This is a genomic window from Pseudomonas sp. GL-B-12 (genome assembly GCF_019955895.1).
Lineage (GTDB): Bacteria > Pseudomonadota > Gammaproteobacteria > Pseudomonadales > Pseudomonadaceae > Aquipseudomonas.
The window spans coordinates 33,537-42,216 of the sequence record NZ_JAHBCX010000048.1; the positions used below are offsets into that span (position 1 = coordinate 33,537).

An 8,680-nucleotide genomic window follows, 5' to 3' on the forward strand; every position below is an offset into this window, starting at 1 on the left:
CAGAATATAGGGACACATATTTTCGCTGAAGCACGGAGCCGAGTTGGGCATCCTTGTTTTTAGCGGGGCACACTTTGTTCTGGAAGCCTGGGATGAAGGCTGAGCTGACGAATGTCTTGCCCCTGAACATTGGACAGGAAATCAATGGATGAAGCCCGTGACCAATCAGATACCTACCACACCTGTTTTTGCGCATGCTTGCTCATGTCGTTGGATGGCCCCTGTCTGGGGCATCGTGTTTGCTTGCATGGTACCCGGTACGACGTACGCCTTGGACGTTGCCCCTGTGCTGCTGGATAGTCCCGCCGGGCAGTTTGCAATTGAGCCGGACACGTTGGCCATTTCGCTCACGACTTCACAAGGCAAGCGCCTGGCATTGGCATCCCCGGCTTTCAGCGGTATCAGGGTTGAGCGGCTGTCATATCGCGAATGGCAAGTGGCTGCCGGCACGGGCCACTACAAGGTCACAGCCAATATCGAGCTCGGTGCATTACGGGTGTCAGTCCGGTCACGAGGTCCCTCCGTATTGAACTGGCCTCGGACCGCGGATCCCGGGGCCATCAAGGCCTATGCATTTCCTTTTGGCGAGGGCAGTTACGTGCCGGCAGACGACCCCGGATGGCTTGACTGGATGGTGCGTCGATACGAACCGGAAAGCGTGCTGAGTATTCTTTCCATGCCGTTCTGGACGGAGTTGCGAGAGGGGCTTTCCGTTACCTGGCTGTTGGAAACACCTCTGGATACAACGTTTGATGTAGAGCGCAGGGCTGATCGTGTACGACCTGGTTTTACTCACAGTTTCTCCTCCCTATCCCCCGATGCCGCTTATACCCTGCGTATTGTGCCCGGCCTGCAGGATCCGTTGGCGGGGGCGCATGGTTACCGGCGATGGCTGCAAGCAAACGGCCAATTTGTTTCCTTGAACGACAAGATTGCCATGACACCCGAGGTCGCCCGGTTAGGAGGGGCATCCCATATCTATCTATGGGGCAGCGCTCCACTGAAAGTCGCGGACATTGTTCAATGGCAAGCGTTTCTGGAACAGTTCCAGCGCCAGAAAGGCGATGGCACGCAACTGGCGGGCCGACTGTGGGCGGTACTTGATGATGAAAAGCGCAAAACCGTCGAGATGGCGTTCAAGGCGGGGGCGAGGAACCAGGGCGATATTGAGCCATCGCTGAAAAAAGAGGTGGTTCGAGCGCTCAACGCGGCACTGTTGAAAGTGATTGCCCGTCCTGAAGTGACACCCCTGCCGGGTGGACATGACCCTGGCGGTGAAGTTGTGTGGACTCGGGATATGAGAATCGCCATGGACCAGGCCTTCGGTCCGCTGTTGGCTCCCCACCAGCGTTGGGGGGGCGGTCTGTCGACCGACCTGGTCAGCGCACTGCAATCGGCAGGTTTGCGTCGTGCCTGGCTGGGAGTCAGTGAGTGGCGAACGGCGCTTTGGCACCCTGAAGCCCTTGAGCAAGCCAAGGCGGCGGGTTACCTGGTCGGCGTCTACGACAGCTATGGCAGCGCTCACCCCTCAAACCTTGTGGAAACCTGGTCTACCGCGCAGATGGGCGACGAGTTGGCGAATGCCGGTTACCGGGATAAAAACGGCCAGATCGTCACCGGTTTTGCTGGAAAGGGGGTATATGTCAGCGCTCGTGCAGTCCATGACTATGCTCGAAAACGCATCGATGCGATTGCAAAAAACTCTGGGCTCAACAGCTATTTTCTGGATGTGGATGGCGCCGGCCCGCCGCGTGAGGACTATACGCCCGGCCGTGAGACCAGTGAGTCGCAGGACAGCCAGAGCGTGCGCCAGAGGCTGGCCTATCCTACCCAGGCACTTGGCCTGGTGACCGGAACGGAAGGTGGGTTGTCCTGGTACGCCCCACAATTCGCGTTTGCCCAAGGCATGACGACACAGCCCTTCGCCTGGATGGATCCTGATATGAAGGATTCACGCTCGCCGTACTATCGAGGGCGTTACTGGCCCGACGAAACGCCCAGTCTTTACTTCAAGCCTGTACAGCTCAAGCCTTCAGTCGCCCGTTATGTGCGCTCGCCACGGTTTCGCCTGCCGCTTTATCAGATCGCCTTGCATGACAGCGTCGTGACAACCCATCACTGGGAGTACGGCTCATTGAAGTTCAGCAATGAGTGGGAGGCGACGGCACTTCTGCAGCTGTTGTATATGGTGCCGCCGCTTTATCACCTCGCCGATGAAGTGCTCGATCGTGATCTGCCGGTGATCGCGGCCTATGACCGTATCTTCCGCCCGCTGCACGAGCGACTGTTCAGAGTGGCGATGGTGGATTTCAAGGTGTTGTCGAAGGATCGCGCGCTCCAGCAATCAAGCTATGCGGATGGAACGCGCATCACCGCGAACTTCAGCAGCGGGCCGATGGTGGTGGAAGGTACGATGTTACCTGCGCTCTCTGCGCGTGTCGAAGAACCTGGGCAGCCTGTGCGAGTGCATGAAATGAGTACGGTGTTCAAGGCGCGTTGAGACGGTTGGGCGGCGGACAATCAAACATGAACAATGCATCGTTACTGTATTGAGCCTCGAACTGATTGGCCGGCATCGGGCGACCGAACAGGTAACCCTGCACCTCGTCGCAACCGTGCTCCCTCAGGAAATCAAGCTGCTCGTGGGTTTCCACGCCTTCGGCGATCACCGCCAGGTTAAGGCTGTGGGCCATGGCAATGATTGCCCGGGCAATTTGTGCATCCTGCTCGCCGCTGGGCAGGCCATCGACGAAGGTGCGGTCGATTTTCAACACGTCGATGGGAAATTGCTTGAGGTAGTTCAGGGATGAGTAACCGGTGCCAAAGTCATCCACCGCAATGCTCAGCCCAAGGTTTTTCAGCCCGGCGAGAATCTGCATCGCCTCGCTGACTTCGCACATCAGGATACTTTCGGTCAGTTCCAGCTCCAGGCACGCCGGTGGCAGGCCGGTTTCCTTGAGGATGGTGGCGATCCGCGTGCCGAGTTGGCCATCGGAGAACTGCCGCGCCGAGATGTTCACCGACACCTTCGGCACCCGTACCTTGGCCTGATGCCAGGCCTTGAGTTGGCGGCAGGCTTCGCTGATCACCCAGTCGCCGACATCCACCACCAGCCCGAGCTCTTCGAGCACCGGAATGAAATCCCCCGGCGGCACCAGCCCGCGGCGTGGATGACGCCAGCGCAGCAGCGCCTCGGCACCGGTCAGGCGTTTGCCATCACCGCTGAGCTGCGGCTGGTAATACAGCACGAATTCGTTCTGTTCCAGGGCATGGCGCAAGTCGCTTTCCAGCTCCAGACGCTCCAGCGCACTGGCGTTCATGTCCGCCTGATAGAACTGGAAGTTGTTCTTGCCACGCTCCTTGGCGTGATACATCGCGGTGTCGGCATTCTTCATCAGCTGGCTGAGTTCGTTGCCGTCTTGCGGACTCAGGGCGATGCCGATACTGGCCGTGACGAAGAACTCGCGGCCTTCGAGCACGAACGGTTTCACCAGGCTGGCGAGAATCTGTTCGGCCACATGGATCGCCCGGTTCAGGGCGATTTCACGGTTGGCTCGCGGTTGCAGGAGCAAAGTGAATTCGTCACCGCCCATGCGCGCCACGGTGTCGTCATCGTCGACGCAACCGAGCAGGCGCGTGGCCATTTCCTTGAGCATGCGGTCGCCGGCGGCGTGACCCAAGGAGTCGTTGATCGGCTTGAAGCGATCGAGATCGAGGAACATCAGCACCACCCACGACTTCTGCCGTTCGGCCGATTGCAACGCCGTGTGCAGGCGATCCTGGAACAGTGAGCGGTTGGGCAGGTGAGTCAGGGCGTCGTAGTAGGCGAGGCGGTGAATCCGCTGCTCACTGGCCTTGCGCTCGCTGATGTCGCTGAAGAAACACACATAACTGGCCAGGTCGCCTTCGTCGTCGAGTACGGCGGTGATCCCGACCCAGGCCGGGTAGTGCTCGCCGTTGCGGCGCTTGAGCCAGACTTCACCTTCCCAGGTGCTGTGCTGGCCCAATTGCTTGAGCACGTAACGCAGATGGGTTTCCTGCTGCTCGTCGACGGTCAGCATGTTCGGCAACTGGTCGAGGACCTGCTCCACGGCATAACCGCTGACACGGCTGAAGGCTTCGTTGGCCTGGACGATGTAGCCGGCCGGGTCGGTGATCAGGATCGCCGAGGTCGAGTGTTCGAATACCGTGGCGGCCATGCGCAAGTCTTTTTCGGCCCGGCGTTGCTGGCTGATGTCGCGGCCGACGCCGAGCACGCCTTCGAACGTAACCTGTTCGTCCCAGACCAATACCAGACGCAGTTCGATCGGGATCTTGCGCCCGTCGGCCCGCAGGCAATCGAACAGGAACAGTTGGGTTTGCACCTGGCTGCGTAACAGCGCCAGTTGGTCCGGTTGATCCAGCGCTTTACTGACCCGGTCCATCAGGTGGTAGATGCCGGTCAGTTGTTGCGGGTTGGCGATGGTCGATTGCCAGCCGTTCTGGAAAATCCACTCGGCGTCGTAACCCAGCACCGCTTGCACCGAAGGGCTGACGTAATTGAGGTTGAGGCGGCTGTCAGTGGAGAAGATCACGTCGCTGATGCTTTCGGCGAGCATCCGGTAGCGCTGCTCACTGTCGCGCAGGGACTCACTGGCTTCGATCTGGTCGGTGATGTCCTTGGCCACGCCGATGATCCGCGTGACCTGATCGTTCTTGTCCCGCGCCAGTGCCTGCTCGCGAATCTCGAAGCGTCGCCACTGGCCGTCCCGATGGCGGAAGCGCAACTGGCACTGCATCAACTGGCGATAGCCGGCCTGGCGCTGGACCTGGCGGGAGCGGTGGTAATAGTCGGCGTCTTCGGGGTGCAGGAGGATTTCCCAGAAGTATTCGCCCATCTGGTGCAGTTCGGTACGGTTGTAACCCAGTGTCTGGCCCAGATGATGGTTGCTGTAGATCATGCGCTGGCTGATCACATCCTGCACATACAGGTGATCCGGCACGGTGCGCACCACGTCCGACCAAAACCCTTCGCGCTCCTGCAGTGACAACTCGATGAGCTTGCGGCTGGTGATGTCGGTGATGCTCAGGATCACCGCGTTATAGTCGTCCTGGGTTTGCGGCAGGCGCAGCACCAGCCACAGGTGCTGGTCGCGACCACTGGCATCCTGCAGTTTAATTTCCAGCTCAAGCTGTTGCTGCTGGTTGAGCACCGCGTCGAGTACCTGGTTGCCGATGGCGGTGCCGTCCTGCGGATGGCCGTCGATCAGCAGTTGCCAGGCTTTGTCGGCGCTATCGACATTAAGCAGTTGCAGCGCTACCTGGTTGACCTCGGTGATCCGCAGTTCCTTGAGCAATTGCCGGCGTTGATCCGGGATCGCCAGCCACGCTTGCAGTTGTTCGCTGCCCTGCAGTTGTGCCTTGTCGAAAAAGACCTTGAGCCCGGACATGTCGAGGACGCACAAGGCCACGCCGGTGCCTTCGAAAATGTCCTGATAACGCCGGCGGCCTTCGCTCAATTGGCGCTGACGTCGGCGCGTGTTCAGCAAGGCGATGAACGGCAGCATGGAAAACGCCAGGCCCAGCAGGCATTTGCCGATGAACGCCGGCAGCAGCTCTTCCAGCACGCGCTGACGGTCGAACAAGCCGCGCAGTTGCCAATCGCTGCTGCTCAGCGCAACGGTCAGCACGCTGTTGGCGACATCATCCTCGGTCAGCGTGCCCGGATTGACCGAGGGCAGCGCTTCGTCGCGGCTGATGATCTGATGATTGATGCGGTTCTCAACCAGCCACAACGGGCGGCGGCCGGCCTCGCTTTGCTTGGTCAAGGACGAAAAGAAGGTGGGTGTCAGGCGCAAGACCCAATAGCCTCGGGAACTGCCGCTGGCCTGATGCAACAATAAATGCACCACGGAACCGTCGGTGGCGTTGCTGAAGTAGTGCGACTGGGCGTGGCTGCGGCGTACCAGTTCACCCAGGTAGTCGCTGTCATCGCTGTCGGGAGTGCTGTCACTGATGACTCTTCCCGAGGGGCTGAGCAACGCCAGGCTGCGCAGATCCGGCAGCGACTGTTGCAGCTTGCGCAGCAGGGCTTGCAGTTCATCGGCGCCTTGCGGTTGCTCGACGATCGGCAACAGGTTGAGGGCGATCTGCGCGTTGAGCGCCATGTTCAGGCTGACCTGCGCAGCCAGATCGGCGGCGTAGTCGATGGTGTACTGACGCTGGTTCTTCTGGGTTTCCCGCAACTGGTCGAGCAACTGCCAGAACAGCAGGGCCAGCAGCAATAATGCGAGTGTCGCCAAGGTGCCCTTCAAGGTCCCGCGCAGGGGAGAGCCGGGCGCTGTGGCCGACGCGCTGGAAGTCAGAGGCGGAGGGACTTTGGACAAGCTGTAATCCTGCGGTTTGGCTGGACTGGCGCGACGTGCACTATAAGCCGGACGCCCGAAGGGCGGCTAGCATGCCTTGAGTTGTGGCGAAGTGCCAGCCCCTGTCCGTCGGCTGGACTGCCACCGGTCATTAAGGTAGCTTTGCCGGTTACGCGGGAGCGTTCCAGCTCCGGGGGCGTTCTCAATTAGTTTCCGCACCGCGCCGGGCCTGCACAACAGCAGGCCCGGCCCTTCGGGTTGTGCCTTAAAGCGGGCCAGGCTGCGTTGCAGGCCTTGGAAAGGGAACGACCATTCCCAGCGGCCTGCGCCTTGCCTGGTCCGCTTTAAGGCGACAACGCGGCGTGGAAACTAATTGAGAACGCCCCCATAATCAGACTTTTTCAGCGCGCACGTATTGATAGCCTCAAGCGAGCGACGCGCACGGTCTGGCCGGGCATTGCCTGCGCTCCAATCATTCATCAGTCACTGACCCTAGGTTCTCCATGGCTCAATACGTATTCACCATGCATCGGCTGGGCAAAGTTGTTCCGCCGAAGCGGGAAATCCTGAAAAACATTTCTCTGTCCTTCTTCCCTGGCGCCAAGATTGGCGTACTCGGCCTCAACGGTTCGGGTAAGTCCACGCTGCTGAAAATCATGGCTGGCGTTGACACCGAATTCGACGGCGAAGCCCGCCCGATGCCGGAGCTGAACATCGGTTATCTGCCGCAAGAGCCGATCCTGGACCCGACCAAAACCGTGCGTGAAGTGGTCGAGGAAGCGGTCAGCGTGATCAAGAACGCCCAGGCGCGCCTGGACGAGGTCTACGCGGCTTACGCTGAAGAAGACGCCGACTTCGACAAACTGGCTGCTGAACAGGCCAAGCTCGAAGCGATCCTGCAAGCCAGCGACGGTCACAACCTCGATCGTCAGCTGGAAGTCGCCGCCGATGCGCTGCGTCTGCCGGCCTGGGATGCCAAGGTTGAATTCCTGTCCGGTGGTGAGAAGCGTCGTGTGGCTCTGTGCCGCCTGCTGCTGTCCGCCCCCGACATGCTGCTGCTCGACGAACCGACCAACCACCTGGACGCCGATTCCGTTGCGTGGCTTGAGCACTTCCTGCACGACTTCCCAGGCACAGTGGTCGCGATCACGCACGACCGTTACTTCCTGGATAACGTTGCCGGCTGGATTCTGGAACTCGACCGCGGCGCGGGCATTCCTTACGAGGGCAACTATTCGGGTTGGCTGGAAGCCAAGTCCGATCGTCTGGCTGCCGAATCCAAGCAGCAGTCGGCCCACGAAAAAGCCATGAAGGAAGAACTGGAGTGGGTGCGCAAAGGCGCCAAGGCCCGCCAGTCGAAATCCAAGGCTCGTCTGCAACGCTTCGAAGAAATGCAGTCGCAGGAATTCCAGAAGCGCAGCGAAACCAACGAGATCTACATCCCGGCCGGTCCACGCCTGGGCGACAAGGTCATCGAATTCAAGAACGTCACCAAGGGCTACGGCGATCGCGTGTTGATCGACAACCTGTCGTTCTCCATGCCTAAAGGCGCCATCGTTGGCGTGATCGGCGGTAACGGTGCCGGTAAGTCAACCCTGTTCCGTATGCTGATGGGCAAGGAAACGCCGGATTCGGGCAGTATCGAAGTCGGTGAAACCGTGCAACTGGCTTGCGTGGATCAGAGCCGCGAAGACCTGGACGGCAGCAAGACCGTGTTCCAGCAGATTTCCGACGGTTCCGACCAGATCCGCATCGGCAACTACGAGATCCCGTCGCGGACCTACGTCGGTCGCTTCAACTTCAAGGGCGGCGATCAGCAGAAGTTCGTCAAGGACCTGTCCGGTGGTGAGCGCGGTCGCTTGCACTTGGCCCTGACCTTGAAAGAGGGCGGCAACGTCCTGCTGCTCGACGAACCGTCCAACGACCTCGACGTTGAAACCCTGCGTTCCCTGGAAGAAGCCCTGCTGGACTTCCCGGGCGCCGCCATTGTGATCTCCCACGACCGGTGGTTCCTTGACCGCGTCGCGACTCACATCCTGGCGTATGAAGACGACTCGCAAGCGGTGTTCTTCGAAGGCAACTACACCGAGTACGAAGCCGACCGTAGAAAGCGCCTCGGCGAAGCGGCTGCCCAGCCGCATCGTGTACGCTACAAGAAGCTGGCCTGATTTCGGGTTGGTTGCATAAAGAGCGGAGCCTTCGGGCTCCGTTTTTTTGTGCGCCCAGCATGGGCGCAATCTTGCGGGTGAAAGTCCCGTCGTAAGCTGACCACAGCGAACGAAGTGAAGCGCAACTGCATGAGGGCGACCGAGTGTGGGGAGGAAGCGTGAATCGAA

3 protein-coding genes are annotated in these 8,680 nt (G+C 60.0%); 2 read left to right on the forward strand and 1 reads right to left on the reverse strand.

All coding sequences use genetic code 11. The features are described 5' to 3' along the window. Positions 1 to 148: 148 nt before the first annotated feature. Positions 149 to 2,500 carry a glycoside hydrolase gene (locus KGA85_RS24420; protein WP_223543441.1) on the forward strand — a complete coding sequence of 784 codons (2,352 nt, stop codon included), beginning with the start codon at positions 149 to 151 and terminating at the stop codon, positions 2,498 to 2,500. Here the strand turns inward: KGA85_RS24420 and KGA85_RS24425 are convergent. After that, entirely contained in the window at positions 2,487 to 6,365 is a 3,879-nt protein-coding gene (locus KGA85_RS24425; RefSeq protein WP_223459204.1) for a bifunctional diguanylate cyclase/phosphodiesterase, read from the reverse strand. The two genes, KGA85_RS24420 and KGA85_RS24425, sit on opposite strands and share 14 nt — an antisense overlap. 482 nt (positions 6,366 to 6,847) lie before the next feature. Between KGA85_RS24425 and ettA the strand changes: the two genes are divergently transcribed. Next, a complete protein-coding gene (gene ettA, locus KGA85_RS24430) occupies positions 6,848 to 8,512 on the forward strand; it encodes an energy-dependent translational throttle protein EttA (protein WP_223459206.1) in 1,665 nt (554 codons plus the stop codon). Positions 8,513 to 8,680 lie beyond the last annotated feature (168 nt).

Bases quoted from the DNA above. Each gene is read 5' to 3' on its own strand.
- KGA85_RS24420 (WP_223543441.1), top strand. From the start codon at position 149: ATGAAGCCCGTGACCAATCAGATACCTACCACACCTGTTTTTGCGCAT.
- ettA (WP_223459206.1), top strand. From the start codon at position 6,848: ATGGCTCAATACGTATTCACCATGCATCGGCTGGGCAAAGTTGTTCCG.